Origin of the sequence: Bacillus sp. SRB3LM (genome assembly GCF_015712745.1) — a bacterium.
GTDB lineage: Bacteria > Bacillota > Bacilli > Bacillales > Bacillaceae_G > Bacillus_A > Bacillus_A thuringiensis_K.
Genome location: NZ_VWVQ01000008.1, coordinates 189,078 through 214,478, shown reverse-complemented (window position 1 = coordinate 214,478; position 25,401 = coordinate 189,078). Strand labels below are relative to the sequence as shown.

Here is a 25,401-nt window from a genome sequence, read left to right as displayed (position 1 = left end):
TATGATGAAAACAGAAAAGGAAAAGATGATACTAGGAGAAATGTACATACCGGCTGATCCAGTTTTAGTACAAGAAAGAGAGCAAGCACGTATATTAACGAGAAAATTAAATGATACGCCAGAAGAGCAATTGAAAGAGCGTAGCGAAATCGTAAAAGAATTATTCGGAACGACAGGAGATAATATTCATCTTGAATCTTCTTTTAGATGTGATTACGGCTATAACATTCATGTCGGTGAAAATTTTTACGCGAACTTTGACTGTACGATTTTAGACGTATGCCCGGTAACAATCGGAGTGAACTGTATGTTAGCTCCAGGTGTTCACATTTATACAGCAACGCACCCACTTGATCCGGTAGAGCGTATAAGCGGATCAGAATACGGAAAACCAGTTACAATTGGCGATAACGTATGGATTGGCGGAAGAGCAATTATTAATCCAGGTGTAACAATTGGAGACAATGCGGTGATCGCATCTGGTGCTGTCGTAACGAAAGATGTGCCTAATAATGTAGTAGTTGGCGGGAATCCTGCAAAGATTATAAAAAAACTAAAATAATATTTGAACGAAGTGCCTTCCTCGTCTGTATACATTTATGAAAGAATAGATGAGGGAGGCTTTTATATGTCTAATAAATTACTTCTTACTTTTGCTGTAATTGGAATTATAGTTGTATTTTCTTGTGGTCTTTTCTTACCGATACCAATTGGATATAGAGTATCAATGCTTACAGCTGGAGTTATAATGGGTGTTATGTTTTCAATCATTATTCCATTTGATAGAAAACATATAGTACGGAAAAATGGATATAAAATTGATTTTACAAAAACAAAAGTGTATTTTCGCTGGAATGTATTTGACACTATTTCTATCTGCCTTGCGTTGTATGCATGCATATGTGTGCAAGCGTTAAATACTTTAGTTACAATGGGATTTACGATTCAAAACCCATATGTGCAATTTTTTACAAATCAATCACAATTGTGGATTTTTATTGCGATTGCATATTTAATTTCCCGTATTTCATTAACGTTAAAAGGAATAAAGGAGATCAAAAATCATGGCGCAGATTGGGATTGAGGAGGAGCTCATGCTTGCGTATCAAAGTGGAGATAAACAAGCAGGAGAAAGACTATATGTTTTAATCAAACCAGCGCTATACACATTTTTATATCGATTTAACCGAGATGAACAATTAAGTATCGATCTTGTGCAAGATACGTTTTTGACGCTAGAGCGTAAGAAACATATGTATGAACTTGAAAAAGGTAAAATAAAAACGTATTTATTTCAAATTGGTTATCGTCTTATGATTAATAAATTAAATAGGAGAAAAAAGTGGCGTACGCTTTTGCCATTTTTAGTGCCGATTCCGGAAAAAGAATTTTCTCACGAAGATCGGCTCACAGTAAGAGAAGCAATTTTGAAAGTTCCAGAAGAGCAAAGAGCGGTCCTAATCCTTTCTTATTATCATGACATGCAGCAAAAAGAAATTGCAGAGATATTAAACATTCCGATTGGAACGGTGAAATCGAGACTTCATAACGGGATAAAGAAATTGAAACAATTGCTGGAGGTGGACGAAATTGAGCGAAAATCCCTTTAAGAGTGAATATAAGTTAAAGCAACATTTAGATAGTGATCATGTAGAAATACCAAACTTTCCAAAAACGGTAAGTCGATTCGATCGATTAATCGGGTTTCTTGGTTCCCCAGCGAAAGATCCTGTGGAGGCGACCATTGGGAATGATTTATCGATTGTGTTTCATGTATCATTATTAGTTGGGGTTCCAATTCTTTCTCTTATTACGATACTCTTTATGGTGTTGTAAAGGATTGACAAGAAGGGAAACCTGACCTCTATTTGACACGCCTATATAAATGATGGTATAAAGAAAAGTATATGAATAATTGAGCGTGGAAAGGGAGAAGTAGTGATCATTTCCCTGTTTTAGAGAGCTGATGGCCGGTGAAAATCAGCACATAGATGATCGCGAATTACGCCCCTAGAGCATCTTTTTTCGATTGAATTGTATTCAAAAGGGAAAAGACGGTGCTAAGCCGTTATGTAAATAAGGTGGTAGGCTTTTTTTTGCCTGCAACTAGGGTGGTAACGCGATAATCAAAATCGTCCCTTATTTGAAGGGGCGATTTTTTTATGTTTTCAACTTTCACGCCAGTAATGAACTTAAAGGAGAGTATGTAGGATATGGGTATTTTACAAGATCTTGAATTTCGCGGTCTAATTAATCAGCAAACAGATGCTGAGGGCCTTGAGCAATTATTAGAAAAAGAAAGCGTTAAATTATACTGTGGTTTCGACCCGACAGCGGATAGCTTACACATTGGTCATATGTTACCAGTATTAATGTTACGTCGTTTCCAATTAGCTGGTCACCAACCAATCGCACTTGTTGGCGGTGGTACTGGTATGATCGGTGACCCAAGTGGTAAAAAAGCAGAACGTACATTAAATACGAAAGATACAGTTGCTTACTACACAGAAAGCATTAAAAACCAACTTTCAAACTTCTTAGAGTTTGAAAACGTGGACAACCCAGCAACGATGGCTAACAACTACGACTGGCTTGGTAGCTTAGATGTCATTTCATTCTTACGCGATATCGGTAAAAACTTCGGTTTAAACTATATGTTAGCAAAAGATACAGTAGCATCTCGTTTAGAAACTGGTATTTCATTCACTGAGTTCAGTTACATGATTTTACAATCATACGACTTCTTAAACTTATACCAACAACATAATTGCCGTCTGCAAATCGGTGGTAGTGACCAATGGGGTAACATTACAGCTGGTCTTGAATTAATCCGTAAATCAGAAGAAGATGCGAAAGCATTCGGTTTAACAATTCCACTTGTTACAAAATCTGACGGTACGAAGTTTGGTAAAACAGAAGGCGGCGCAATTTGGTTAGACCCAGAGAAAACAACTCCTTACGAGTTCTACCAATTCTGGATCAACACAGATGACCGCGATGTTGTTAAATACTTAAAATACTTCACATTCTTATCTCATGAAGAAATTCTTGAGCTTGAAAAGCAAGTAGCTGAAGCGCCAGAAAAACGTGCAGCACAAAAAGCGTTAGGTTCTGAAATGACAAAACTTGTTCACGGCGAAGAAGCATTAGAGCAAGCGATTAAAATTTCAGCTGCATTATTCAGCGGTTCTGTAGCAGAACTGACTGCAAGCGAAATCGAGCAAGGATTCAAAGACGTACCATCTGTAGAACGTACTGCAGAAGATACAGTATTAATCGACTTACTTGTAGAAAGCAAAATCTCTCCATCAAAACGTCAAGCACGTGAAGATGTAACGAACGGCGCAATCTACGTAAACGGTGAGCGTACACAAGCATTAGACTACGTTGTAACAGAAAACGACCGCATCGAAGGTAAATTCACAATCATTCGCCGCGGTAAGAAGAAATATTTCTTAATTCGTTACTAATAAATAAAAAGCTTTGAGGAAATTCCTCAAAGCTTTTTTGTTTTAATCTCCTTTTCGAATTCATACGGAAATCACATGTAAGCGGTATGATAAACGTATAACAATTAGAAAGGAGTGGTAAAACGAAATGTCACTAGAAGCATTGATTATTTTTTCTTTGCTAAACGCGGGTCAACTTGCAGAGAATTCGAAGGTTGATATACATAAAGAGCAGAAAGATGCTTATGTATATGTTCAAAAAGAGGAAAATAAATAACTTTAATATATATAAATAAAAGCTACTCGAAGTAACTGTTTTGGTGTCTTCGGTAGCTTTTTGAATTATGAATAAATAGGAATTAATTCTCGCTTGAAATCTTCGTACATTTCAAAGGCGATTTTCATGATTTCTTTGAGTTCATCGTAACTGTGGAAGCATACTGCCGGCAATCTTTCAGAACCATTGGATAATGCTTTTACAAACATATCCCATGAATTCCCAACTCTAACTTCACCATTATACCTTGCAGACCAAATGAACTCAACAAGCCCATATTTTAAGCTGATATTGAATCTGAAAGTATAGAAATCCTTGTTCTTTACTTCACCAACAATAAAAAAGTTTTCCTTTTTCATAAAACGAGCTTTATAGCCAAGAGACTCAAATACTGCAATTACTTTTTCGTTTTCATAGCTTTCAAATGTATTTTCTCTATCAGAAAATTTTTCTGATAAGGCTTTATATCTCTTAATAAAATCAATTTTTGTAAGACTGGCTTGTATTTCAGGTTTTAATGAATACGCCAAAAATTACTCCTCCCTAATTTTTAGTATTAGATCAAATAAAGCAGTATACATTTTAGATACATGAAGAAATCCGTCTTTTGTGAGTCGGATTTTTCTTAGTTTAATTCTATTCAAATATTATAATTGTTAATTGAAATGTAGTTATTTTTAGCAAGATTTTGCAGTTAGCTATTTAAAAGTGTAAGTATATCTCCTTTAAATATAGCAGCTATTTCCGCTTCCTCTAATGAATCTCCCCATCTAAAAACTATATCATCTTTTGGGCAGAGATGAATGGAAAGGTTAAAATAATCTATTTCATCTTTCCATTTGTTATATTCATTAAATGCTTTTTTGAAGATTTTTCTAACATTTTCTTCCGCAATTATATCATTATTTTTACTTGCAATGATTGTAAATCTTTTAGGATTACTAGAAACTATTTCAATGGCATCTGGAAGTTTCTCGAGACAAAACTCTGCAATACTTGAGTAGAAAGTTGTTCCCCCAACTTCCATTTCAACTTCTGGACCCTTATTAAATCCCTCAAGTTTCCATTTGGTTTGAAGAGCTTTCCATACCTTTCGGTATTTTTCAATTTTAGAGTTTTTGTCTTTGATTTCAATAGCTGCAAGCAAGTAGAATTTGTAGACATTAGTCAAATCATGTTTCATAAATACTTGCTTGATTTCAGTGCCGCATACTTCTTTGAATTGATTTTTTTCATCTGAGCTAAATAACATGGAGCCATTAACACTGAATAAACTTAAATTTGGTAAATTACCGACTCTTTTGATTGCTTCATCCTTACTAAACCATTTGTAGTATGAGAATGCATCTTCTTCTACTTCATTCCAACACTTCATTTTACCACCTCAATTTTAATAGTCATAATGATTCCCATGTACATCATTGAAATGTGATCCTCTGTTTTGAGATGGATCATCTGGATAAGTATGACCGCCTGAATGCTCTCTTATAATCTTACCATCTTTGAAATGATAGTCTCTTCCAGGGATAGGATTCCCTCTTTTATCTACAGCTGGTGTAACCTTAGTTGGCTGTTCATTAACAGGAATACCGCTTGCTCTCTTAGCTTCGTTGAAAGCTCCACCTCTCTTAGCTCCTTTAGGAGTAAAATTTGGCGGTCTTTGTCCTTTTTCTGCTTTTATATAGTCTTTGTAGTTAGGTTTTACTGTCTGCGTAACTCTTTCGCCAGACTTACCAAAAGAAGACTGAAACCTTTGCAAAGTATCAATACTATTTTGAACGGTATTATACCATACAAATGTACCATGTGTAGCAACACCTGCTCCAGCGGTTGTAAGAGCTAAATCAGCTGGGATAACAATTGGTGATGCTGCCCCGAAAGTTACTCCTTCTAACAATACGGTTCCAACATTTGATCCTGTTACAATAGCTATACCACCCAAAATTTCAAAAATAGATCCTACCCCTGATACAAAATTACCCACAAGATTTCCGGCTTGAAAGGTTGTTTTGTTTTCTAATTCATTGCCCATTGGTAATTCCACGCCTGTAAAGTTTTCAGCAGCTGAATTACAAATTCCTTGGAAGAATTCCCAAGCGCCAATAGCTGTTTTTTGGTACCACGGTCTATTAGCTTCTTGTTCCTGCAAAGCCATTTTTTCTTCAATTTCTTTTTTTATTTCGGCTTCTTGAACTCTTTCCTCTGCAATTTTTTGAATAGAGGCTATCCATTCCATATTCAACCCTTGTGTACTAAATGTACCACTGGCGGGACTAAAACCTTTTCCGCTTTGTACTTCAGCTAAACCTGTCGTAATACTAGCAGCTAATTGAATCGCTGTATTATAGTTATCACTAGATGTTTGATTAAATTCATATAGGTGCTCTAGCTTTTCTTGCAGTTTACGCCTCATGTCAGCAAATAGATTTACTATAGCATCCATGCCCGAGAGTGGCATAGCTTGATTGATTGTTTCCGTACTTGCTATCATTCGATCGATTTCTCGAATTTGTTCTAATATTTCCTGTTCGATAACATCTGTAGAAGCTACCTGTGATTGAAAGTCTTTTGGAAAAGCATCATTTTGAAGGATTAATTCTTCGCATAAGTAAATGATTCCTTGTGCTAACGGACGAAAGGTTTGTAAGAAATATGCTTTTGCACTGATATATGTTTGTCCTTGTAGAACAGTATCCAATGCAAAAGCGTCAATAGAATGAATAATTTGTTCCATTCCTTGAATAGTAGCGTTACAGAAAGCGTTCATACTTTCTGTTTGAGCTTGTACTTCACTGAGATACATATTTAAAGACATGAACTATCCCTCCCCCTTACAAAAAAAATACCAATTTAAGGAAGAGGTTGTAAATGTAATGTTCTAATTATTCAGTAAACAAAAAACTTGTTCATTAAGTTTTTTAATCTCATTCGGATGCTCTGGTGATGAAGAGGTTTTTAAGTTGAATGTAAATAGAAAAAGGGAAGGTATAGATTATGTACAAATAAATACGTTGTAAAAATAATGTTAAGAAAAGGAGAGTACAGCAAAGAAAAATGAGTTATGGGATAGAATGTAGTGTTTTTAAGTGTTAGAAGAAGAGGGAGGTTTTTATTAATGTGGATAAAAAATGGATGGAATTCTAGAGAGAGGGTTAAGTTTTATTAACTATAGACTTGCAGTTCTTTTTTATTTTGTTACATTGGTCTGTTTCTATACATATAATCGGTTATATTCAATAAAAAAAGCCCAGACCCCTTGATAAACAAGGTTCCTAAGGCTTTTAATACGACTCTTTTCAGAGTACCGAGATTAACGAGAGTAGAACTCTACGATTAATGCTTCGTTGATTTCAGCTGGTAACTCAGAACGCTCAGCGTGACGAGTGTAAGTAGCTTCTAATTTGTCAGCATCGAAAGTTAAGTATTCTGGTACGAAGTTGTTAACTTCGATCGCTTCTTTAACAACAACAAGGCTGTTAGATTTTTCGCGAACGCTGATAGTTTGACCAGGTTTTACACGGTAAGATGGGATATCTACGCGAGCGCCATCAACCATGATGTGACCGTGGTTTACTAATTGGCGAGCTGCACGACGAGTGCGAGCTAAGCCCATACGGTAAACTAAGTTGTCAAGACGAGCTTCAAGAAGGATCATGAAGTTTTCGCCGTGCTTACCAGGCATTTTACCTGCTTGGTCAAATGTGCGACGGAATTGACGCTCAGTCATGCCGTACATGTGACGAAGTTTTTGTTTCTCTTGTAATTGTAAACCGTATTCTGAAAGTTTCTTACGTTGGTTAGGACCGTGAGGACCTGGTGCGTAAGGGCGTTTTTCTAATTCTTTTCCTGTGCCGCTTAGAGAGATTCCAAGACGACGAGACAGTTTCCAAGCTGGACCTGTATAACGAGCCATAGTTGACTCCTCCTTTAAAAATGTTTTTATTTACGTAAAATAAAAACAGACGTAATCGATATTTACGGGCATTTTGTTTTCATGTACCTTCGCTCCAGCAGCAGGGAGTTACGAGATACACCTCCGTAGAGGAACAAAATACAAACGATAAACTCACATTACAAGGCTGCCTTTTTATTTTACACAAACGCTATTATATCTTTTACCCAGAGTTTCGTCAAGCGAGTACGTTTTTGTTTTATGCATAAAAATTTTGGGAATTAATATAAGAAGGAATTTAAAACAATATAGAAGAAGAGATAGAAACACAAATAAAACGCTTACATAAAATGAAAGAAAACGTTCATCAAATTTTTATGGATGAATATGCGGCAATAAAAACATAAGGGGGATGTTTTTATGAAAAAGAAGCATATGGAGACAGCGTTAATTCACCATGGTTATATACCTGAGGAACATAAAGGAAGTTTAACACCACCTTTATTTCAAACTTCTACATTTACATTTGAGACTGCGCAGCAAGGAGAGGCGAGTTTTGCGGGAGTGGATCCATCTTATATTTACTCACGGCTTGGAAATCCAACTGTGAAATTATTTGAAGAACGTATGGCGGTGTTAGAAGGAGGAGAAGAGGCGCTTGCCTTCGGATCTGGTATGGCAGCTATTTCAGCAACTTTAATTGGGTTTTTAAAGGCTGGAGATCATATTATTTGTTCAAATGGATTATATGGGTGTACGTACGGTTTTTTAGAAGTGTTAGAAGAAAAATTTATGATTACGCATTCGTTTTGTGATATGGAGACAGAGGTTGATATTGAAAATAAAATTCGTCCAAATACAAAGCTTATTTTCGTTGAAACACCGATTAATCCGACAATGAAATTAATTGATTTAAAACAAGTGATTCAGGTTGCGAAGCGAAAAGGTTTACTTGTTATTGTTGATAATACATTTTGTTCACCTTATTTACAAAGACCGCTTGAGCTTGGCTGTGACGCTGTTGTGCATAGTGCGACAAAATATATTGGTGGTCACGGTGACGTTGTAGCGGGTGTAACAATTTGTAAAACGAAAGCATTAGCTGAAAAGATTCGCCCGATGCGAAAAGATATCGGCGGTATTATGGCGCCGTTTGATGCGTGGTTATTATTACGCGGGTTAAAGACGTTAGCAGTAAGAATGGATCGTCATTGTGATAATGCAGAAAAAATTGTATCGTTCTTAAGAAAACATGATGCGGTAGAAGGTGTTTGGTATCCAGAAGGGGAGTTAGCATCTCGTCAAATGAAACAAGGGGGCGGTGTTATTTCTTTTTCAGTAAAAGGCGGAAAAGAAGAGACGCAAGCGTTTATTAATGATCTTCACTTTATTACAATTGCGGTGAGTTTAGGAGATACAGAAACGTTAATTCAGCATCCAGCAACGATGACGCATGCTGCGATTCCAGCTGAACTAAGAAAAGAAATGGGCATTTTCGATAATTTAATACGCTTATCAGTCGGTTTAGAATCGTGGGAGGATATCGCTTCTGATTTAGAGCAGGCATTAAAGAAAATATCTACTGTTAATCAATAAAAAAGAGTGAGCTATCGGTTTTGTACAGGACGTACTAAATCGATAACTCGCTCTTTTCTTTTTACATATGTTTTAGGAGTGTTTCCACAAACTTTTCTAAATAGCGCTGATCTACTTCATCAAAACGATTCTTTTCAGGACTATCAATGTCAAGTACACCAATGACAACTCCTTCTTTCACAATCGGTACAACGATTTCTGAATTAGAAGCACTATCGCAAGCGATGTGACCTGGGAATTGGTGAACGTCTGCTACAAGCTGTGTTGTTTTCGTTTCAGCTGCTACACCGCAAACGCCTCGTCCAAATGGAATGCGCACGCAAGCAGGCATTCCTTGGAACGGTCCAAGAACAAGCTGAGTTCCTTCTGTTACGTAAAAGCCAACCCAATTAACGCGATCTAAAAATTGGTTTAATAATGCGGACGCATTTGATAAGTTTGCGACTACGTTTGATTCGCCAGTTAATAACGCATCCAGTTGTTTAATTACTGTCTCATATTGCTGCACGCGAGATCCTGCATAACTTTCTTTAGTAAACATGGAAACAGCTCCTTTTTTATCGAGATGTGTAAAATATTAGCAAAATACGATGTATTTCACATGACTTTGTCGATAGAAAATTAAAGGAATTTGTCTTAAAAGTCAAGAAATTTAAACTATAGCTGTTCATTGAAGGGAAGTGAGCGCATGAAGCAGACGAAACAAAAAGTAATTGATGCGGCAATATCGTTGTTTAATACGAAAGGTTATGATGGAACGTCGGTGCGAGACATTGCAAAGCGAGCGGATGTGAATGTAGCGAATATTTCATATTATTTTGCTGGGAAGCAAGGTTTATTAGAACAGCTTATTACTGATTTTTTAGAAGGATATATTCATCTGATTGAAATGTCGTTTGAACAGAGAGAGTATTTGTCGGCTAAAGATGTGATGGTGCAAATGGTGCGCGGGATTTTACGATATCAATTTGAAAATAGAGAACTAACACGTTTCTTCTACCGAGAGCTTTCGCTTGATACGACATTAATTCGTGAAGTGATGACCGTTTATTTTTCTAAAGAAAGATATTATATAGAACAAATGATTAGACAAGGACAAATGAAACAAGAATTTCAGAAAGTATCATTTACAATGTTTATGACGCAATTAAAAGGTATGATAAGTATGCCGTTTTTATATCCACAATATATATCAGAAGTACTCCATTCTTTCCCGTCTGAGACATTTTTCATAGAAATGTATACGAAAGAGATTGAGCAATGGATGGAACAAGCATTATGTAAAGCGAATATGTACCATGAATGGCCAAGAGCTGTTCATATGTGAAGAATCCCCACCTAACGAACTGAGGTGGGGATTTTTATGTTTACTTTTCTTTGCCATAAATTGTTACATAATAGCGCGATAATTGTTAATGCAGCTCCAGCGATTTCAATTTTATCCACTGTATAACCTCGAAAGATAGAACCGATTAGTGCAAGGATAGGAACTAAATTCATAAATAATATGCCGTTAATAGATGAAATATAGCGATTTCCCATATTCCAGCAAAATACAGCGATAACGCCTGCGATAATCGACATATAAAAGAGCTCAAAACGAACGCTCACAACTGTACGCAGTGACGGTATAGTAACTATATTTGTGTACGTTAAGAAAGTAACAATAACGATGAGTGAAATGGAGCCAAATAAACAAGTTAATGTCGTGTACCTAAGTGGTGACCAAGATTGAAAACGAGCACCCCCGTTTGTATAAATGACCCAGCAAGTAACGCCGCATAGCATCAATATATTTGTTGATAAGTGGCTTGCAGCTCCAAATAATAAGTGAATATTTCCTTTTGAAATGACAAGTATAACACCAAGTAATGCAACAAACATACAAAGGAATGTATAGTTTTGTGGGCGGCGATTTTTCGTTATCCATTGCAGTGATAAGGCAATCAGTGGCATAAGGGATTGAATCATAGCTGCATGGATTGCTCCGGAAGGTCCGGCAAGTTGTTGTCCGTAGAAAACGAGAAAACCATACCCCGCGAAACCGACTGTCCCGTAAAAGAATAGAGAAAGTGTTCTTTTTTCTAAGCGGAGTGAAGTCTTTCCTTCAGTAATTAATAGCAAAATAAGAAAAATAATAGCTGCTGATCCATAGCGAAGCGTTGTGAAGAAGAATGGATCGATAAATTGCAGAGCATTTGCCATTACAGGAAACATAAATCCCCAGGCAGTGACGGCGAGTAAGCATAGAAAGGATCCGAGTAGCATTTGTTTTTTGTTCAAGAGTATCTTTCCCCTTTACATTTCGTTATAGTAAGTTGATGAAATAAGTATAAAGAGTAATTGTTTATAGGAGGAAATATCGATTTCTTATAACGGTTATAACTTTTTGTTAGAGGTGTGTACAATGGATTTGGAGGCAGTACGATCGTTTATTGAAGTGAAGCATACGCGAAGTTTATCAAAGGCAAGTAAGATTTTACATATATCTCAACCAGCGCTTAGTAAACAAATTCAAAAGTTAGAAGCGGATTTAGAGGTTACTTTACTTAAGCGTTCTGCGCAAGGAGTAGAGTTAACGGAGGCAGGAGAGTTATTTATAAAAAGAATGCTACCGATTTTGGAGCAAATAAATGAAGTGAAAACAGAAATGAGGGGATATCAAGAGAACCAGAAATTTTCAATTGGTATACTACCGAGTTTAGCAGAGCATTACATATCAGAATGTAAAGATATATTAGGTGATGAGTTCGAAGTGGAATGGCAAATCGGACATACGGAAGTATTAAGAGAGTTATTTAAAGCGCGGGAGATTGACGCGATGTTCATCGATTCAGTAGTAGAAGGTGCTACGTATATAAAAGAAGTGCAACAAGAGAAAATTGTTTGTGCCGTTTCAAATAATCATCCGTACAAAGAGAAGATAGTCATTCAAATAGAAGAGCTGCACAATGAAAAATTAATTGTATATCCAGAAATATGTGATGTAAGGAAAATGATTATGAACATGTTTCATGAAATAGGTGTAAAACCAACTATAGCTGTGGAAACATCTTACGCAGAACCGATGCTTGCAATGGTAAAAGCTGGCCTTGGTATCACGTTACTTCCAGAAAGGGCAGTAGAGCAGTCTGTAAGGCAAGGAAATGTACATGTAATTTCTGTTGAACCACCACTCATGCGGAAAATTTATTTCGTATCCCATACGAAAGATTGTTTGTTATTACAATCATTTGAGGATAGGTAGTGACGTAGGCGGAATATTGAGAAAGATTACAATCACATTGAAAGGAACATGAAATTTTTAAAAAAACTAGGTCAAAAACAAACCATTACATGGTATGATTAGTACATTGTTAGTTGTTAAATATAGGGGAATTCCCTTTTTATACATAATGCCTTCCATTTCATAAACGGAACGGACAAAAAAAGAGATATAACTAGGAGGCTTTTTTGCATGGATTCTATCCTGACGATCGTTATCATTGTAGTAAGCTCTATTCTAGTGCTGCTCATGATAGAGCTTGTGATAAGAAATCGTTCATATAAAGATATTGAAGCACTGGAGCAGTGGAAACAAGAGATAAAAGATAAACCTGTGGCAGATGAACTAAAACGGGTAAAAGATTTAAACATGACGGGTCAAACAGAAGAACTGTTTGGTAAATGGCGTGAAGAATGGGATGAAATTGTATCAACAACCCTTCCGAAAGCTGACAAAGATTTAGCGCAAGCGCGAAAATTCGCCTCGCAATTCTCCTTCCGAAAAGCAAAGCATGCGATGAACGAATCCATAAGTGGTTTAGATGACGCTGATAATCGTATTACGGACATTTTAAATGAATTACAGCAATTGTTAGAAAGCCATGAGAAAAATAGCTCGGAAATTGAAGGGTTACGTGATACATATCGTAGTATGAAAAAGAGTGTTCTTGCTCATAGACATATGTATGGAGCAGCAGAGCAGAAAATCGAAGAGATGCTAGACGCTGAATCTGAGAAATTTAAAACCTTTGAAGAAGCGACAAACAATGGCGACTATTTAAAAGCGAGAGAAATTGTTATTAGTTTGGAAGAAGGTTTAGCAGATTTAGAAATCATTATTCACCAAATTCCAGATTTATTGGTAGAGTGTCAAGCGACGTTACCAGTTCAGCTGGAAGATTTATTACACGGACACAATGATATGGTAAGACAAGGTTATGTATTAGATTATTTGGAAGTCCCTAAAGAAGTTCGTGATATGACGAAACAACTACAAACATGTTTAATGGATATACAGGAGCTTCATATAACAGAAGCGGCTGAAAAAGTAGAAAACTTAAAAACACGTTTAGATGGCTTCTACGATCAACTGGAACAAGAAGTACATGCGAGACATTATGTGGAGCAAAAAACACTTTCTGTTTATGATGATTTAGAAGAAATGCGCATCGAAACGATTGAAACGAAAACAGAAACACAACTTGTGAAACAAAGCTATCAGTTACAAGATAAAGACATTGAGTCTCAAAAAGTAATTGAAAAGCAAATGCACATTTTAACGAAACGTTTTGAAATGCTACAATTACGCGTTGCAGAACAAGATATTGCCTTCTCTATTATTCGCGAGGAACTAGAAGAGGTTTATGAGCAATGTGAAACGTTAAAAGTACTTCATGCAGAATATAAAGAAATGCTGCAAACGATGCGCAAAGAAGAATTTGAAGCGCGTGAGAAGTTACAAGAAATGCGAAATACTATTTTCGAAACGAAACGCTTTATGCAAAAGTCGAATTTGCCAGGTCTTCCAGAGAGTATTATGGAAGATTTAAAAAGAGGGCAAATGGCAATGCAAGCTGTATATGAACAATTAGAAGTGAAGCCGTTAAATATGAACGCTGTAAATAGCAGTTTAGAAGAAGCATATACAACTGTGAACGATGTAGCTGAAATGACAGAAGAGTTAATTGGACAAGCATATTTAGTGGAAAAATTAATTCAGTACGGTAACCGTTACCGCAGTCATGATGAAAACCTAGCAGAAAGTTTAAATTATGCTGAGAAATTATTCCGTGAATACCAATACGATGCAGCTTTAGAACAAGCGGCTTCAGTATTAGAGCAACTTGAACCTGGCGTTGTTCAAAAAATAGCTGAATATGTAGACAATGAACAAACCCTTTCATAAAAGGGTTTGTTTTTTTATGTAATTTTGCAGGCGATGTTGCTATAATGAATAGCGGAATACAGCAAGGTTATTCGTTTCAAAATAAAGTGAAACTCTAATCGGTGGGAGGATTCATCCCCACTGATTACTAGCCTTCACCAATCGGGCATTTACGGGCAGTTAATCTCCCATCTAACTTCTTTGCTCTAACTGGATTTTGAGGTGAGAGTCTTATTGCCCGTTAACGCGGGATAAAGTGAAACTGTAATAGGAGGGCATCCTCGCCAATTATTAGTCTTCACCAATCGAGATAAAACGGAACCTTTGCGTAGTCTTAGCGTAATGACACGTATTTATGATATGATTATACGATGTGATAGCGCTGAAAGGGGAAGAACGATGATCTATTTTGATAATAGTGCGACGACGAAGCCATATCCAGAAGCTCTTCAATCATACGTGACGGTTGCTGGGAAATATTTTGGTAATCCTTCTTCTATTCATTCGCTTGGAGGAGAGGCAGAGCGTCTATTAACACAATCAAGAACGATTGCAGCGCAGCTTCTTCGTGTTAAACCTTCTGAAATTATTTTCACATCAGGTGGAACGGAAGGGAATAACCTTGCGATTAAAGGGATAGCGATGAGGAATCGTTCGCGCGGCAAACATATCATTACAACAAATATTGAACACGCGTCTGTGTTTGAGGCATATAAGCAATTAGAAGGACTCGGGTTTGATGTAACATATTTACCGGTTAACGAGCATGGGGTTGTATCGGTAGAAGATGTGAAACGAGCACTTCGTGAAGATACGATTCTTGTGTCAATTATTCATGTGAACAACGAAACTGGAGCAATTCAGCCCGTTGCTGAAATTGGAACGTTATTATCGAATCATCCGAAAATAAGATTCCATGTAGATCATGTGCAAGGGATAGGAAAAGTACCGCTTGATTTATATGCTTCTCATATTGATCTTTGCTCAATATCTGGACATAAATTCCACAGTGTAAAAGGAACGGGTCTTCTCTATGTACGCGATGGCGTAAGATTAGATCCAATTTTATCAGGTGGTCAACAAGAGCTTAAGTATCGCTCTGGTACAGAGAATTTACCTGGCATTGTAGCGATGGTGAAAGCACTTCGCATGACAATGGAACAAGTGAAAGAAAAGGTAGCTCATTTGCAAAGTTTACAAGCAGAGCTTGTTCGTTTCTTTAAAGAGATGGAAGATGTAACGATTAACACGTCGCTTGCCTATGCAGCACCGCACATTTTAAATGTATCATTTGTTGGTTTAAAACCAGAAGTAGTCGTTCATGCTTTAGAAGAACACGGTGTATATGTGTCAACGAAATCTGCTTGTTCTTCAAAAGCAAATGAAGTGAGCAGAGTGTTAGTGTCAATGGGAGTGCCGCATGCAGCAGCTGCAAGCGCTATTCGTATTAGTTTGGCACCAGAAAACACAATGGAAGAAGTAAAACAATTTGAAGGTATTGTAAAAGAGACGATGCCAAAATTATATGAAGTGATGAGGTAAAGAAATTATGTTGAAATATGAATATATTTTAGTGCGTTATGGAGAAATGACGACAAAAGGTAAGAACCGTTCTAAGTTTGTAAGCACATTAAAAGATAACGTGAAGTTCAAACTGAAAAAATTCCCAAATATTAAAATCGATGCAACACATGATCGTATGTACATCCAGTTAAATGGTGAAGATCATGAAGCAGTCTCTGAAAGATTGAAGGATGTATTCGGTATTCATAAATTTAACTTAGCGATGAAAGTACCATCAGAATTAGAAGACATTAAAGAAGGTGCATTAGCAGCTTTCTTACAAGTAAAAGGTGATGTGAAAACATTTAAAATTACTGTACACCGTTCTTATAAGCATTTCCCAATGAGAACGATGGAATTATTACCTGAGATTGGCGGACATATTCTAGAAAACACAGAAGATATTACAGTAGATGTTCATAATCCAGATGTAAATGTACGCGTAGAGATCCGCAGTGGCTATAGCTATATCATGTGCGATGAGCGTATGGGAGCTGGCGGTTTACCAGTTGGCGTTGGCGGAAAAGTAATGGTACTTCTTTCTGGTGGTATTGATAGCCCAGTAGCAGCGTACTTAACGATGAAACGCGGCGTATCTGTGGAAGCAGTTCACTTCCATAGTCCACCTTTCACAAGTGAGCGTGCAAAACAAAAAGTAATCGATTTAGCGCAAGAGTTAACGAAGTATTGTAAACGAGTAACGCTTCACCTTGTTCCGTTTACAGAAGTGCAAAAAACGATTAATAAAGAAATCCCATCTAGCTATTCAATGACGGTTATGCGCCGTATGATGATGCGTATTACAGAACGTATTGCTGAGGAGCGTAACGCACTTGCAATTACGACTGGTGAAAGTCTTGGACAAGTAGCAAGCCAAACGTTAGATAGTATGCATACGATTAACGAAGTAACAAACTACCCAGTTATTCGTCCGCTTATTACGATGGATAAATTAGAGATTATTAAAATCGCTGAAGAAATCGGCACATATGATATTTCAATTCGTCCATATGAAGATTGCTGTACTGTATTCACACCAGCAAGCCCAGCGACAAAGCCGAAACGTGAAAAAGCAAATCGTTTTGAAGCGAAATACGATTTCACGCCATTAATCGATGAAGCTGTAGGGAACAAAGAAACAATGGTATTACAAACGGTAGAAGTAGTGGCGGAAGAAGAAAAATTTGAAGAACTTTTCTAAAACCATAAATTACCATATCTAAAACGTGTATGAAGTCATGTTATTTATCACACTCTATACTCACAAGGAGGTGATATAACATGTCACGTAGCACAAATAAATTAGCGGTTCCTGGTGCTGAATCAGCATTAGACCAAATGAAATACGAAATCGCTCAAGAGTTTGGTGTTCAACTTGGAGCTGATGCAACAGCTCGCGCTAACGGTTCTGTTGGTGGTGAAATCACTAAACGTCTAGTTTCACTAGCTGAGCAACAATTAGGCGGTTACCAAAAATAATCCCATATGATGGCTTAGAAAGAGCGGGTTCTCCCGCTCTTTCTTTTTTGTGTTGTGTCGCTATTTGTCGGTAAGTCGATGTAATTTCGTTTGCTAATTCGACAGAACTGAAAAATTTGTCAAAAGAAGAGGGTTCAAAATTGACAGAAAATTCTTTATTATATAAAGGAGGCATAAAGAAAAGGGAGGATATTTTATGAAGCGAGAAGAATTGTTGGCGCCACCGTCTTATAATTTAGTTTCTGAAATAGAGAAATATACGGGTGATAAAGGGAAGTTAGCTTTAATTTGGCAAGATGATAAAGGGAATCGAAGGGAAGTTACATACGCTGAATTAATGCAAGGTGCGAATAAAATTGGAAACGCTTTTATAAAAAGTGGTTTGCAAAAAGGGGACAAGCTTCTCATTATGATGCCGCGTTTAATTGAAGCGTACATGACGTATATTGCTGCTATTAAAGCAGGATTTGTCGTAATTCCAAGCTCGGAAATGTTACGTAAAAAAGATATAGAATATCGAATTGGACATGGAGAAGTAAAAGCGATAGTAAGTTATGAGCCGTATATTAGGCAATTTGATGATATAAAAGCGATGGAATCTCTTCGAAAATTTGTCCTGAGCGAGCAATCAGTAGATGGATGGGTTAATTTGAAAACAGCGTTAGAAACAGAGAGTGACATGTTAGAAATGGCGAAGACAGATAAAGAAGATATGGTCTTTTTATCTTACACGTCAGGAACGACAGGAAATCCAAAAGGTGTCGTTCATACACATGCGTGGGCATACGCTCATTTACGTACGAGCGCTCCAAATTGGCTCGGAATTGAAGAGAATGATATTGTATGGGCAACAGCTAGTCCAGGCTGGCAAAAGTGGATTTGGAGCCCGTTTTTAGCAACGCTAGGATCAGGGGCAACAGGATTTGTATATCACGGTAAGTTTGAACCGAAAACGTACCTGAATTTATTAGACGATAATAAGGTGAATGTGCTTTGTTGTACACCGACTGAGTATAGATTAATGGCAAAGGTAGAAGATTTAAGCCAGTACAATTTAGAGGCATTACATAGCGCTGTATCCGCAGGAGAGCCGTTAAATAGAGAAGTCATTGAAACGTTCCAAAAGCACTTTCATATTACAGTAAGAGACGGCTATGGGCAAACGGAAAATACATTACTTGTTGGTGTAATGAAAGGGATGGATATTAGACCAGGATCAATGGGGAAACCAACGCCAGGTAACCACGTCGATATCGTAAATGAGGAAGGTACTCCAGTTAAAGTAGGCGAAGTTGGTGATATTGCAGTTCACATTGAAACGCCGGCCCTCTTTAAACAATATTACAAAGACAATGAACGTACAGCGATGCAATTTCGCGGTGATTATTATATTACAGGTGATAAAGCGAAGAAAGATGAAGACGGCTACTTCTGGTTTGAAGGGCGCGGTGATGATATCATTATTAGTTCTGGTTATACAATCGGGCCATTTGAAGTAGAGGATGCTCTTGTAAAACATCCGTACGTAAGAGAATGTGCAGTTGTCGCAAGTCCTGATGAAATTCGTGGAAGTGTCGTGAAGGCATTTATCGTATTAAGAGAGAATATAGAAAAGAACGAAGAAACATTAATTCCAACACTCCAACAACACGTCAAAGAACTCACTGCACCATATAAATACCCTCGCAAAATTGAATTTGTAGATGAACTACCAAAAACGATTTCTGGAAAAATTCGCCGTATTGAACTTAGAAAACAAGAGATGGAGATTCCGTCAAAATAATTTTGAAAACAGTGAAGTAAATAGTTGAATGAAATGCAAAACAATGATAAAATAAAAAACGAACACAAGTTCGATTTTATAAACTAAAAAAAGAGGTGTCCGTATGATTTTAGGTATTAATCCGTACTTAGTTTTAGATGGCAGTGGGCAAGAAGCTGTACAGTTTTATAAAGAGGCTTTAGATGCAAAAGTAGAAGTCATGCAAACTTTTGGTGATATGCCTGAAAATCCAGAATACCCGGTTCCAGCTGAAGCGAAAGAGCGCGTTTTACACGCTACTTTAAAAGTTGGTAATACGGATCTTATGATTTCTGATACATTCCCGGGTCAAGAGCATGCAATCGGATCTCAAGTAACAATCGCAATTCAAATTAGTAATGCAGAAAAAGCAAAAGAAGTATTCGATAAGTTACAAGAAGGTGGAGAAGTTATCATGCCACTTCAAGAAACATTCTGGAGCCCAGCATACGGACAAGTAAAAGATAAATTTAATATTGAATGGCAAGTTACAACGTCTACTACTGAACAAAAGTAATTTTAAGAAAAGCACCATATTTTGAAATGGTGCTTTTTTTTATACAATAAAAAATAAAGGAGATGGGATATATGGGAGAAATTTGGTATGGCGGCACCATTTACACAATGAGAGAAGAAAATGAAAAAGTGGACGCAGTTTACGTTGAAAACGGCATAATTGTTGATGCTGGTAATAAGGGAGAATTAGAAAGCAGATATTCAAACGTAAAGTTACATGACCTAAAAGGAAAAACAATGATCCCAGGTCTCGTTGATAGCCATATGCATCTTATTGGGCATGGAGAGAGATTACTCCGTCTAGATTTATCAAATTGTACATCTTATAGCGAAGTACTGGCTCTTGTTCAGAAGCGAGTGGAAGAAGCTCCAAAGGGCTCTTGGATTATTGGAGAAGGATGGAATGAAAATAACTTTACAGATACGAAAGATGTTCACGCGCGTGATTTAGATGAAATTTCGAAAGACCATCCTATTTTATTAAAGAGAGTTTGTCGTCACGTTACATGGGTGAATTCATACATACTGCAAGAAGTGAATATAACAGAAGCGACAGAAGATCCAAAAGGCGGGAAAATTGGCAGGGATTCATCAAATAAGTTAACAGGACTTTTATATGAACAAGGGCAAGAATTAATTAAACATGTTCAGCCAGAAATTGATGAAGCTTATTTACAAAGAGCTCTGCAAACAGCGATTAAAGATTGCTGGAAATACGGACTTGTTGGCGGGCATACGGAAGATTTAAATTATTATGGTGGTTTTAGAAAAACGCATAATGCGTTTTCTCATGTGATAAAAGAAATGCCATTTAAAGCCCATTTGCTCGTTCACCATGAAGTAGCACATGAACGAAAAGAATATGAAAATGAACATTATATTGAATTTGGGGCAATGAAAATTTTTTCTGACGGTTCTTTTGGCGGAAGAACAGCATTATTAAGTGAACCGTATGAAGATGCTAAGGAAACGAATGGGGTTGCGATTTTCTCACGTGAAGAACTTGCAGAATTAGTGAAGAAAGCACGAGATTTACATATGCCAGTTGCGATTCATACTATCGGTGATTTATCGCTTGAATATGTCATTGATGCACTCGAATTATATCCACCAGCAAAAGGGTTACGTGACCGCATTATTCATTGTCAGCTTGCTCGTGAGGAGTTAATTGAAAGAATGAAAAACTTGCAAGTCATTATAGATATACAGCCAGTCTTTCTTTCATCAGATTTTCCGTCAGTCATTGAAAAACTAGGAGAGCGCCGTCTTCGTTATGCGTATGCTTGGAAGACATTACTGGAAGCAGGGCTACATTGTAATGGTGGCTCAGATGCCCCCATTGAACAAGTAAATCCGTTTCTAGGTATATATAGCGCTGTTACACGTAGAAGTTTTATTGACGGTGTATGCTATATGCCTGAGGAAAGATTAACGGTATATGAGGCTGTTTCTTTATTTACAACAGGAAGTGCCTATGCAATTGGAAAAGAAGCGAAGCGAGGGCAAATTACAAAAGGATATGAAGCAGACTTTACAATATTAGACCGCAATATGTTTGAAATTGAGGCAGAAGAAATAAAAGAAGTGCAAGCAGAAATGACCGTAATAGATGGCCAAGTTGTCTATAGAAAAGATGAGTAAAAATATATGAGCGATTATTAAAATATATCGACTTACCGACAAAAACTGACAAGAATAACGGCCGGATAGTAAGAGATTATTGTCCGCGTCAATTGGGGTAAATAAATAACCGCAGAATTATGGAATTACATAATTCTGCGGTTATTTTAATTCTATAAAAACGTTCTTTGTACTTTTTCCCAGAAAGAATTGTTTTTTAATTTAACTGTTTTAATTTGTTTATCGCTTAAGCGTACAACAGCTTTTTCTACTTGTTTAATGCTAAGCGCTTCGTTATCCATGCCGATAACAGGATAATCGTTACCGTCTGGTTTTAGTTTTAAAGTTAATGTACGTTCGTGATTTAAAATGAACGGTGAACCGAGTGTACGATATGTGTTGTTATTTAATGATGCTAGTTCGCTTACTTGGAAACATGGGATAAGCGGGTCAACAACTGCACCATGCAATGATTTATTGTAAGCAGTACTTCCTGTTGGGGTAGAAACTACTAAACCGTCCCCTCTAAATGTTTCGAAGTATAAATCATCAACGTGAACATCTACAACGAATGTTTTTATAATACTAGAACGTAATGAGAACTCATTTAAACAATGGAAAGATGTACTGTGATCTACATCTACCTGAATTGTTGGATATTTACGCACTTCAATTTCATTTTTTGTAATTTCTTGAAGGGCTGTATCAACGTGATCAATATGGAAATCGCAGTAGAACGAAGTTTCATCTTTCGTAGAAATCCCTGCGTATAAGCAATCTTCCCTAAAACCAGTTTTACGAACGGCTTGTAAGAAGGTTGCATCATCTCCAACACTGACGATAGCGTTTGCATTTTTTGGATGATCTAATATGGTAAATCCATTCTCTTCTAAAATACGATAGATTGGTTTCATTTTTTCAACGAGCGTTGCTTTGTCATCACCATAAAAGAAAAATAAATTGCGACGATCTGCCATTATGTATCCCTCCACTGCAGTTAAATTTTCTGTTTTTCGTGCTACATATCATTAGAGTCCGTTCCCTGATGATATGTTCAAATAATATATTTCGATATAAAATGTCAAAATACCTTTTTATTTTTAGAAAAATTTTTATATTCAATCTTATAGAACTCTGTTTAATGATGAATAAAGTTGTCGATAATGGGTACGGAGTGAAAGGATGATACGTATGAAGTGGCTCGTAATTGGAATAATAATTCTTCTTCTTTTTATTTTGTTTATACTATTGTCAAAAATAAAGCTTAAGGTGACATTTTTATATTCAGAAATGGAAAAGCAATGTTTGCTTCAAGTGAAAATATGGATGATTCGATATACATTTGATGTGTTGGAAAGAATTGAAAAACAGCAGAAAAAAACAGGACAGAAAATCGAAAAAGCTGAAGAGGACGGCGGACTCGATAATAAAATTATGGCGCAACTTGACAGCATTGTTGAACTGATAAAAAAGCTGCAAGAAGTTCATACTATTGTTAAAGATTTTCTCAAACGAGTGAAAATCAATGGTTGGAAATGGCATACGCAAATTGGAGCAGGCGACGCAGCTAGTACTGGAATTGTCACTGGATATGCATGGGGGACAAAAGGTATGGCTGCTGGAGTTGTCGGACAATATATGCATATTGTCGATGTACCAGAATTTGAAATTACTCCTGTTTTTCAAGGGAAGGGATTTGCATCAAGATGCGAGTTAACAGCATCTTTTCGTATATTCCGCGCTATAAAAACTGGCGTCAAATTAATCATATTTATGAGAAGACAAAGATCTGGTATGACAGAAAAATCTGTTCAAGCATAGGGGGGATATAGAATGGACCATCCAATTCAAGGTTTAATGACAACCGCAATGCAGCATTTAAAACAAATGACTGATGTAAATACAATTGTTGGTGACCCAATTAAAGCGGCAGATGGAAGTGTAATTCTTACTGTTTCGAAAGTAAGTTTTGGATTTGCTGCTGGTGGAAGTGAATTTGGTAAAGTAGAACATTCAGGCCGCCATCCATTTGGCGGGGGAAGTGGTGGAGGAGTTTCTATTAATCCTGTTGCCTTTCTTGTTATAAATGGAGATGGTGTGAAAGTATTGCACTTAGATAAACAAACACACGTCATCGATAAAATAATTGAATTAGCTCCACAAGCTGTTGATAAAGTGAAAGAAATGATGGATAAACGAAAAGAAGATGATCCTGAATTTCAAATTTAACGAATAAAGAAGCTAATCAATAGGTTAGCTTCTTTAATTTTTTTGTAAATAAAGCGATTTTATTTGCATTATCGATAGGGACAAACTATCATTTACATTGTACATATTTTGTTTAAATAAGGGAGGATTTTCAAGTGGCAAACGTAACTTTTAAAGGTAATCCAATGACTTTAGTTGGAACAGAAGTTAAAGTTGGCGATCAAGCGCCAAACTTCCAAGTATTAGCAAACGACTTATCTCCAGTAAGTTTAGAAACATACAAAGGCGAAGTGAAATTAATTAGTGTTGTACCTTCAATCGACACAGGTGTTTGTGATGCACAAACACGTCGTTTTAACCAAGATGCAGCAGGTATTGAAAACGCGAAAGTATTAACAATTAGCGCTGATTTACCATTCGCTCAAAAACGCTGGTGTGCAGCAAACGGTTTAGAAAATGTTGTAACACTTTCTGACCACCGTGACCTTTCATTCGGTGAAGCTTACGGCTTAGTAATGAAAGAGCTTCGTTTACTTGCTCGTGCAGTATTCGTAGTAGATAGCAACGACAAAGTAGTTTACGCAGAGTACGTAAGCGAAGGTACAAGCCATCCAAACTATGAAGCAGCATTAGAAGCAGCTAAATCTGCGAAGTAATGTGAAGGAAATGACCTCTTATAAAGAGGTCGTTTTTTCTCATATATTGCTCTGTAACGGCATCGATATATGAGAAAAAACGTTATATCATATATAACTTAAAAGGGAGCTCTTTACAGGAGGTCGCTTTTTCTTTTTGGAAAAAAACACTTTGTGGTATGATATAAGTTATGTGTAAAAGAGAGAAGGAGGAATGTACGTGAGTCAGACAGTAGAAACATTATTTTCTATTTTTGATTCTTCTGCGGTAGTTTTACGTAAAGAATTAGATGTAACATATTTAGAGGCGCTTGTAGAGACAGGTGATAACTTGTTTGAGGGAGCGATTTTACAAGAAGAATTATCCGAATCAGCAATTGAAAGGCTGAATCGTGAATATAGTACGTTTAATGAAGAAACATATAAAGGTGAAGAAATTCGTAAAGCATTTCAGTTAGCCATCTTAAAAGGAATGAAAGAAGGCGTACAAGCGAATCATGAAATGACACCTGATGCAGTTGGTATGTTTATGAGTTATTTATTCCATAAATTTATGCAAGGGCAAAATGAAATTACAGTTTTAGATCCTGCAATTGGAACAGGTAACTTAATGACTACAGTGTTTAATAGCGCCAAAGAAGGACTAACAATGAGTGGATTTGGTGTAGAAGTGGATGAAGTGCTAATTAAACTTGCTTTAGTAAATGCAAATTTACAAAAGCATGCAATCGAATTCTTCCATCAAGATGGACTAGCACCACTTTATATCGATCCAGTTGATGCAGTCGTTTCAGACTTGCCAGTTGGTTATTATCCAAACGAAATCGGTGCAAGTGAATATAAATTAAAAGCAGATGAAGGAATGTCATATGCCCATCACTTATTTATTGAACAAAGTGTGAAACATACGAAAGAGGGCGGGTACTTATTCTTCTTAGTACCAAACTTCATTTTTGAAAGTGACCAGGCACCAAAATTACATGCATTTATTAAAGAAACATGCTTTATTCAAGGGTTATTACAGCTTCCTGTTTCCATGTTTAAAAACGAGAAAAATGCAAAAAGTATATTTGTTCTCCAAAAGAAAGGCGCTAATGTAACAATGCCAAAACAGGCGTTATTAGTGGAGTTGCCTAAATTCTCTAACATGAAGGCGATGGAAGACATTATGGATCAATTAAATACTTGGTTTGCAACACATAAATAAAGCTAGGTA

Annotated in this window: 27 protein-coding genes and 1 other annotated feature; of the genes, 20 read left to right on the top strand and 7 right to left on the bottom strand. The window is 36.7% G+C overall.

Translation table 11 applies throughout. The features are described 5' to 3' along the window. Position 1: 1 nt before the first annotated feature. From F3I02_RS07985 to F3I02_RS07960, 6 genes are all read left to right on the top strand, one after another. Positions 2-562: a maltose acetyltransferase domain-containing protein gene (locus F3I02_RS07985; protein WP_002026426.1), complete on the top strand. Its 561-nt coding sequence runs from the start codon at positions 2-4 to the stop codon at positions 560-562. Between the two features lie 66 nt (positions 563-628). Further along, positions 629-1,084: a hypothetical protein gene (locus tag F3I02_RS07980; protein ID WP_000066457.1), complete on the top strand. Its 456-nt coding sequence runs from the start codon at positions 629-631 to the stop codon at positions 1,082-1,084. Continuing rightward, positions 1,065-1,610, top strand: a complete 546-nt coding sequence (locus F3I02_RS07975; protein WP_000057201.1) for an RNA polymerase sigma factor — start codon at positions 1,065-1,067, stop codon at positions 1,608-1,610. The genes F3I02_RS07980 and F3I02_RS07975 overlap by 20 nt, the downstream gene beginning before the upstream one ends. Further along, positions 1,591-1,836 carry a hypothetical protein gene (locus F3I02_RS07970; protein WP_001293792.1) on the top strand — a complete coding sequence of 82 codons (246 nt, stop codon included), beginning with the start codon at positions 1,591-1,593 and terminating at the stop codon, positions 1,834-1,836. Before F3I02_RS07975 ends, F3I02_RS07970 begins: the two co-directional genes overlap by 20 nt. Positions 1,837-1,913: 77 nt before the next feature. After that, positions 1,914-2,143, top strand: a binding site (T-box leader). A 70-nt stretch (positions 2,144-2,213) separates the two neighbouring features. Continuing rightward, on the top strand, positions 2,214-3,470 hold the full coding sequence (gene tyrS / locus F3I02_RS07965; RefSeq protein WP_000512092.1) for a tyrosine--tRNA ligase: 1,257 nt from the start codon (positions 2,214-2,216) through the stop codon (positions 3,468-3,470). 127 nt (positions 3,471-3,597) lie between these two features. After that, positions 3,598-3,726, top strand: a complete 129-nt coding sequence (locus F3I02_RS07960) for a hypothetical protein (RefSeq protein WP_000050940.1) — start codon at positions 3,598-3,600, stop codon at positions 3,724-3,726. Positions 3,727-3,791: 65 nt separating this feature from the next. Here F3I02_RS07960 and F3I02_RS07955 read toward each other — a convergent pair whose 3' ends face one another. The 4 genes from F3I02_RS07955 to rpsD form a co-directional block, all read right to left on the bottom strand. Continuing rightward, positions 3,792-4,256 (bottom strand): hypothetical protein, encoded by a 465-nt coding sequence (locus tag F3I02_RS07955; protein WP_030028566.1) that lies wholly within the window; start codon positions 4,254-4,256, stop codon positions 3,792-3,794. 164 nt (positions 4,257-4,420) lie between these two features. Further along, positions 4,421-5,101 (bottom strand): hypothetical protein, encoded by a 681-nt coding sequence (locus F3I02_RS07950; protein ID WP_000650403.1) that lies wholly within the window; start codon positions 5,099-5,101, stop codon positions 4,421-4,423. Positions 5,102-5,116: 15 nt separating this feature from the next. Further along, the gene (locus F3I02_RS07945; protein ID WP_196477807.1) at positions 5,117-6,541 is read right to left on the bottom strand and encodes an HNH/endonuclease VII fold putative polymorphic toxin; all 1,425 of its coding nucleotides are present in this window, start codon (positions 6,539-6,541) and stop codon (positions 5,117-5,119) included. A 495-nt stretch (positions 6,542-7,036) separates the two neighbouring features. Next, positions 7,037-7,639: a 30S ribosomal protein S4 gene (gene rpsD / locus F3I02_RS07940; protein ID WP_000135317.1), complete on the bottom strand. Its 603-nt coding sequence runs from the start codon at positions 7,637-7,639 to the stop codon at positions 7,037-7,039. A 399-nt stretch (positions 7,640-8,038) separates the two neighbouring features. Between rpsD and megL the strand changes: the two genes are divergently transcribed. Continuing rightward, positions 8,039-9,214, top strand: coding sequence for a methionine gamma-lyase (megL, locus tag F3I02_RS07935; protein ID WP_196477806.1), 1,176 nt, complete (start codon positions 8,039-8,041; stop codon positions 9,212-9,214). Between the two features lie 61 nt (positions 9,215-9,275). Here megL and F3I02_RS07930 read toward each other — a convergent pair whose 3' ends face one another. Beyond that, on the bottom strand, positions 9,276-9,755 hold the full coding sequence (locus tag F3I02_RS07930; RefSeq protein ID WP_000494343.1) for a GAF domain-containing protein: 480 nt from the start codon (positions 9,753-9,755) through the stop codon (positions 9,276-9,278). A gap of 147 nt (positions 9,756-9,902) precedes the next feature. Between F3I02_RS07930 and refZ the strand changes: the two genes are divergently transcribed. Then, entirely contained in the window at positions 9,903-10,541 is a 639-nt protein-coding gene (gene refZ, locus F3I02_RS07925; protein ID WP_196477805.1) for a forespore capture DNA-binding protein RefZ, read from the top strand. 11 nt (positions 10,542-10,552) lie between these two features. Here the strand turns inward: refZ and F3I02_RS07920 are convergent, their stop codons facing one another. After that, positions 10,553-11,497 carry a DMT family transporter gene (locus F3I02_RS07920; protein ID WP_196477804.1) on the bottom strand — a complete coding sequence of 315 codons (945 nt, stop codon included), beginning with the start codon at positions 11,495-11,497 and terminating at the stop codon, positions 10,553-10,555. Between the two features lie 124 nt (positions 11,498-11,621). Between F3I02_RS07920 and F3I02_RS07915 the strand changes: the two genes are divergently transcribed. The 8 genes from F3I02_RS07915 to F3I02_RS07880 all read left to right on the top strand — a co-directional run bounded on the left by F3I02_RS07915 (position 11,622) and on the right by F3I02_RS07880 (position 21,363). Then, positions 11,622-12,461 (top strand): LysR family transcriptional regulator, encoded by an 840-nt coding sequence (locus tag F3I02_RS07915; RefSeq protein ID WP_196477803.1) that lies wholly within the window; start codon positions 11,622-11,624, stop codon positions 12,459-12,461. A gap of 210 nt (positions 12,462-12,671) precedes the next feature. After that, complete coding sequence (ezrA, locus tag F3I02_RS07910; RefSeq protein WP_196477802.1) at positions 12,672-14,384, top strand: septation ring formation regulator EzrA; 1,713 nt, start codon at positions 12,672-12,674, stop codon at positions 14,382-14,384. A gap of 378 nt (positions 14,385-14,762) precedes the next feature. Beyond that, complete coding sequence (locus F3I02_RS07905; RefSeq protein WP_074593285.1) at positions 14,763-15,905, top strand: cysteine desulfurase family protein; 1,143 nt, start codon at positions 14,763-14,765, stop codon at positions 15,903-15,905. Between the two features lie 7 nt (positions 15,906-15,912). Next, positions 15,913-17,127 (top strand): tRNA uracil 4-sulfurtransferase ThiI, encoded by a 1,215-nt coding sequence (gene thiI, locus F3I02_RS07900; RefSeq protein WP_074593284.1) that lies wholly within the window; start codon positions 15,913-15,915, stop codon positions 17,125-17,127. Positions 17,128-17,207: 80 nt separating this feature from the next. Continuing rightward, complete coding sequence (locus tag F3I02_RS07895; protein WP_000091640.1) at positions 17,208-17,405, top strand: alpha/beta-type small acid-soluble spore protein; 198 nt, start codon at positions 17,208-17,210, stop codon at positions 17,403-17,405. Positions 17,406-17,601: 196 nt separating this feature from the next. Then, positions 17,602-19,188 (top strand): acyl-CoA synthetase MbcS, encoded by a 1,587-nt coding sequence (mbcS, locus tag F3I02_RS07890; protein WP_000817776.1) that lies wholly within the window; start codon positions 17,602-17,604, stop codon positions 19,186-19,188. Between the two features lie 103 nt (positions 19,189-19,291). After that, entirely contained in the window at positions 19,292-19,723 is a 432-nt protein-coding gene (locus tag F3I02_RS07885; protein WP_000600361.1) for a VOC family protein, read from the top strand. Positions 19,724-19,794: 71 nt separating this feature from the next. After that, the gene (locus F3I02_RS07880; protein ID WP_196477801.1) at positions 19,795-21,363 is read left to right on the top strand and encodes an amidohydrolase; all 1,569 of its coding nucleotides are present in this window, start codon (positions 19,795-19,797) and stop codon (positions 21,361-21,363) included. Positions 21,364-21,515: 152 nt separating this feature from the next. Here the strand turns inward: F3I02_RS07880 and F3I02_RS07875 are convergent, their stop codons facing one another. Next, complete coding sequence (locus tag F3I02_RS07875; protein WP_000785185.1) at positions 21,516-22,319, bottom strand: NAD kinase; 804 nt, start codon at positions 22,317-22,319, stop codon at positions 21,516-21,518. Positions 22,320-22,524: 205 nt separating this feature from the next. Between F3I02_RS07875 and F3I02_RS07870 the strand changes: the two genes are divergently transcribed. From F3I02_RS07870 to F3I02_RS07855, 4 genes are all read left to right on the top strand, one after another. Further along, positions 22,525-23,163, top strand: a complete 639-nt coding sequence (locus F3I02_RS07870; protein WP_196477800.1) for a DUF2953 domain-containing protein — start codon at positions 22,525-22,527, stop codon at positions 23,161-23,163. Positions 23,164-23,175: 12 nt separating this feature from the next. Then, positions 23,176-23,571: a GerW family sporulation protein gene (gene ytfJ / locus F3I02_RS07865; protein WP_000350003.1), complete on the top strand. Its 396-nt coding sequence runs from the start codon at positions 23,176-23,178 to the stop codon at positions 23,569-23,571. A 134-nt stretch (positions 23,572-23,705) separates the two neighbouring features. Further along, on the top strand, positions 23,706-24,206 hold the full coding sequence (gene tpx, locus F3I02_RS07860) for a thiol peroxidase (protein WP_000024525.1): 501 nt from the start codon (positions 23,706-23,708) through the stop codon (positions 24,204-24,206). 199 nt (positions 24,207-24,405) lie between these two features. Then, positions 24,406-25,392: a class I SAM-dependent methyltransferase gene (locus F3I02_RS07855; RefSeq protein ID WP_000084367.1), complete on the top strand. Its 987-nt coding sequence runs from the start codon at positions 24,406-24,408 to the stop codon at positions 25,390-25,392. Positions 25,393-25,401 lie beyond the last annotated feature (9 nt).

Bases quoted from the DNA above. Each gene is read 5' to 3' on its own strand.
- F3I02_RS07985 (WP_002026426.1), top strand. From the start codon at position 2: ATGATGAAAACAGAAAAGGAAAAGATGATACTAGGAGAAATGTACATA.
- F3I02_RS07980 (WP_000066457.1), top strand. From the start codon at position 629: ATGTCTAATAAATTACTTCTTACTTTTGCTGTAATTGGAATTATAGTT.
- F3I02_RS07975 (WP_000057201.1), top strand. From the start codon at position 1,065: ATGGCGCAGATTGGGATTGAGGAGGAGCTCATGCTTGCGTATCAAAGT.
- tyrS (WP_000512092.1), top strand. From the start codon at position 2,214: ATGGGTATTTTACAAGATCTTGAATTTCGCGGTCTAATTAATCAGCAA.
- F3I02_RS07960 (WP_000050940.1), top strand. From the start codon at position 3,598: ATGTCACTAGAAGCATTGATTATTTTTTCTTTGCTAAACGCGGGTCAA.
- F3I02_RS07950 (WP_000650403.1), bottom strand. From the start codon at position 5,101: ATGAAGTGTTGGAATGAAGTAGAAGAAGATGCATTCTCATACTACAAA.
- F3I02_RS07945 (WP_196477807.1), bottom strand. From the start codon at position 6,541: ATGTCTTTAAATATGTATCTCAGTGAAGTACAAGCTCAAACAGAAAGT.
- rpsD (WP_000135317.1), bottom strand. From the start codon at position 7,639: ATGGCTCGTTATACAGGTCCAGCTTGGAAACTGTCTCGTCGTCTTGGA.
- megL (WP_196477806.1), top strand. From the start codon at position 8,039: ATGAAAAAGAAGCATATGGAGACAGCGTTAATTCACCATGGTTATATA.
- F3I02_RS07930 (WP_000494343.1), bottom strand. From the start codon at position 9,755: ATGTTTACTAAAGAAAGTTATGCAGGATCTCGCGTGCAGCAATATGAG.
- refZ (WP_196477805.1), top strand. From the start codon at position 9,903: ATGAAGCAGACGAAACAAAAAGTAATTGATGCGGCAATATCGTTGTTT.
- F3I02_RS07915 (WP_196477803.1), top strand. From the start codon at position 11,622: ATGGATTTGGAGGCAGTACGATCGTTTATTGAAGTGAAGCATACGCGA.
- ezrA (WP_196477802.1), top strand. From the start codon at position 12,672: ATGGATTCTATCCTGACGATCGTTATCATTGTAGTAAGCTCTATTCTA.
- F3I02_RS07905 (WP_074593285.1), top strand. From the start codon at position 14,763: ATGATCTATTTTGATAATAGTGCGACGACGAAGCCATATCCAGAAGCT.
- thiI (WP_074593284.1), top strand. From the start codon at position 15,913: ATGTTGAAATATGAATATATTTTAGTGCGTTATGGAGAAATGACGACA.
- F3I02_RS07895 (WP_000091640.1), top strand. From the start codon at position 17,208: ATGTCACGTAGCACAAATAAATTAGCGGTTCCTGGTGCTGAATCAGCA.
- mbcS (WP_000817776.1), top strand. From the start codon at position 17,602: ATGAAGCGAGAAGAATTGTTGGCGCCACCGTCTTATAATTTAGTTTCT.
- F3I02_RS07885 (WP_000600361.1), top strand. From the start codon at position 19,292: ATGATTTTAGGTATTAATCCGTACTTAGTTTTAGATGGCAGTGGGCAA.
- F3I02_RS07880 (WP_196477801.1), top strand. From the start codon at position 19,795: ATGGGAGAAATTTGGTATGGCGGCACCATTTACACAATGAGAGAAGAA.
- F3I02_RS07875 (WP_000785185.1), bottom strand. From the start codon at position 22,319: ATGGCAGATCGTCGCAATTTATTTTTCTTTTATGGTGATGACAAAGCA.
- F3I02_RS07870 (WP_196477800.1), top strand. From the start codon at position 22,525: ATGATACGTATGAAGTGGCTCGTAATTGGAATAATAATTCTTCTTCTT.
- ytfJ (WP_000350003.1), top strand. From the start codon at position 23,176: ATGGACCATCCAATTCAAGGTTTAATGACAACCGCAATGCAGCATTTA.